This window comes from Aeromonas sp. QDB68, from assembly GCF_027707405.1.
GTDB classification, from domain to species: domain Bacteria; phylum Pseudomonadota; class Gammaproteobacteria; order Enterobacterales; family Aeromonadaceae; genus Aeromonas; species Aeromonas caviae.
Window position 1 is genome coordinate 1 of sequence record NZ_JAPCIQ010000180.1, and the last position, 2,670, is coordinate 2,670.

2 protein-coding genes are annotated in these 2,670 nt (G+C 59.2%); both read left to right on the forward strand.

Features of this window, described 5'->3' with window-relative positions:
* Positions 1–590: 590 nt before the first annotated feature.
* Positions 591–869, forward strand: coding sequence for a hypothetical protein (locus PG892_RS21970; protein ID WP_270825868.1), 279 nt, complete (start codon positions 591–593; stop codon positions 867–869).
* Positions 870–1,266: 397 nt separating this feature from the next.
* Positions 1,267–2,574 carry a hypothetical protein gene (locus PG892_RS21975; protein ID WP_270825870.1) on the forward strand — a complete coding sequence of 436 codons (1,308 nt, stop codon included), beginning with the start codon at positions 1,267–1,269 and terminating at the stop codon, positions 2,572–2,574.
* The last annotated feature ends 96 nt before the right edge of the window (positions 2,575–2,670 follow it).

Here is a 2,670-nt window from a genome sequence, read left to right on the forward strand (position 1 = left end):
TGGGGGCGCACTGAGGAGGAGGAGCGAGAGCGCGCAGCGAGCGACGACGAAGGCGCTCCCCATGCCCCCAATTACCGTAACTGTTACTCTAAAGGTGCCCTATGCCAAAGAGGCCAAAGCCCCCTTTGCGTTATTTCTATCCCTTGCTCACTGAGTTTTCACCGGATGGCCGTGAGGTTGTTTACGCCATCGTCCCCGATCTGCATCAGGCAACGTCCCAGAGCCCTAGCTCCCCAGACCATCGGCTCATCGCTCGCATGAGGGCCCAGCCAGATGGCGGCTTTGTCGTTATGCCGGGCGTGTGGGGTTACTGTGGTTGCCACGGTTGGCAATTTGACCCTGTATCTATCCCCGATCATCTCGGCTTCATGCCTGACTTTGGCCCTATGCACTGACAGTACAGGGCTCTGTACTTTTTCGGTCAAGAGCTCTGTACTTTCAAGCTGTGGCGCGGCTTTGACGCCACCCGCTGGAGGTAGCGGGCTGAGCGCACGACAGCGGGGGGCGGCACAATGCCGCCCCCCCGCTTGCTTATTTAGCGTGACTGTGACAATAATTGTTTATCGTCACAGTCACGGAAAAAGCCCAGCATGAAAGACGCCCACGACAACCAGACCCCCGACCTGCTCCCCGTCAAGCGCCCACGGGGCAGGCCCCGCACTGGCAAGGCCATGACACAGGCCGAACGCCAAGCCAAGTACCGCGCTAAACAGGCAGAAAATACCATCACAGTGACGTTTAATCGTGAGGATGTGAAGGTTCTAAAGACGTTGCTCGCCAATCCCCCCGACATGCTTTGCCTGTCCCTGGACAACATCGACCGTTTAGCCAAGGCCGTGTTTGATGCCTGCCTTGCCCAGGGGCGGTAGCCCCTACAAGCGGCCCAGCGCGGTCGATATGGGGGAAGGTGGTGGGCCGCGGGACACGCCCATTTTAACCCGAGCCAGTGAACCCCCCCTTCCCTGCAAAACAGGCAGTTAAGGGGTTCGGGCACTGAGGGAGGAGAACGCCACAGCGCCCCGCCGCGCTCTCCTTGCCCTTGAGGAGCCCAGAGAGTACGATTTGACCGATTGTCCGTCACAAGACGAAGTGGGAATTTCTGGGCAGTGAGCGCATTAAGTTGGCCACAAGACCCGCAAAAAGAAACCCCCCGCGAGGCCGGCTAGCCTCCGAGGGACGATCACCATCAGCAACGTGTTAAGCAGACCTAAGGTGATGACATGATCTTACATCATTTCCCCGCCTTCTCCATAGGGAGAGGGCGCCATGAAAACCGATAGAACACCCGCCGAGAATTTGGATGCCGCAGGGGGCCGGAGTGGCCGCTCTAGGTATATTGCGGAATTCGCCGCCGCTTCGCCTAGTGCAACGCCCCGCAAACCCGCGCCAATCAAGGGAATCCGCGAAATCATCGACGCCGAAACTGGTGAAGTTTTTCAAGTTTCGCGCCAGCATGATTGCACCCTTCAGATCGAGCAGACCCCCGCCCAACTTCGGGCCTTAAAATGGATCCGCAAGGCTGTCCTGATTGCGATTTTCGGGTTAAAGCATCGCGTAGCGTGCTGCCACCGGAATCCAATCAAGCAGGCGACCGATATTCAGGTATGGGCCAAGCTCGATGCGTATTTACCTGGTCACTTTGTCGGATTGCAGACTTGCGCCCTGCCCTGGCTGTGTCCGATATGCTCCCCGAAGATTGCCCAGCGCCGCGCCAACGAGATCCAGCAGGCTATGGGGCAGTGTCTCGCCCAAGGTGGTCAAGTGTTGATGCCGACCTTCACTATCCCTCATGGCCGTCAAGATCGCTTGACCGATACCCTCGCCCTTATCAAGGATGCCCTGCGTTGGATGGGCAAAAACAGGGCCTATCGTCAGCTCCAAACCCGCCTTGGCGTACAGGGCCGGATCATTGCGACCGAGATCAACCACGGCGAGGCCAACGGCTGGCACCCCCATTTTCACGAACTGTGGTTCTTTGAGGGCTCCGGCGTGGATGCCGCCCAGCTTGAGAAGGATCTGCACGTTCTGTGGGTGGCGGCCTGCCACAAATTCGGCTTGGGCACCCCGAGCCGGAAGCATGGCGTAGTTGTGCAGGACGGCAGCCGCGCCGCCTCCTACGTGGCCAAGATGGGGGACAAGCCGTGGACGCTGGCTGATGAAATGGCTAAGTCGAACTCCAAGAAGGGCCGGAGATCAAACCGCTCGTTCTGGCAGTTGATAGATTGCTACATGGACGAGAACGCCAGCACCCAGCACCGCAACCGAGCCAAGCAACTGATCATCGAGTACGCCGAGGCCACCAAGGGCCGCAAGGTGCTCAAGTGGACGCCGGGCCTCAAGAAGCGGTACGCCGTCACCGACATGACGGACGAGGAGCTTGCAGCGCAGCAGGAGGAGGAGGCGGTCTTCATCGCTGAAATCCCCCTTGATGACTGGCGGATCGTTATCAGGCACCGTCTGGAGGCGGTTATTCTCGATGTGTGCCTCAATGGTCGGCAGGCTGTTTACGCCATCATCGAGGCATACCGGACGAAAGCGCCGCCTAATAAGCGTCACTGTGACGAAAAGGGTTAGCCCCTTCCTGTCTTTCACATGGGGGCGCACTGAGGAGGAGGAGCGAGAGCGCGCAGCGAGCGACGACGAAGGCGCTCCCCATGCCCCCAATTACCG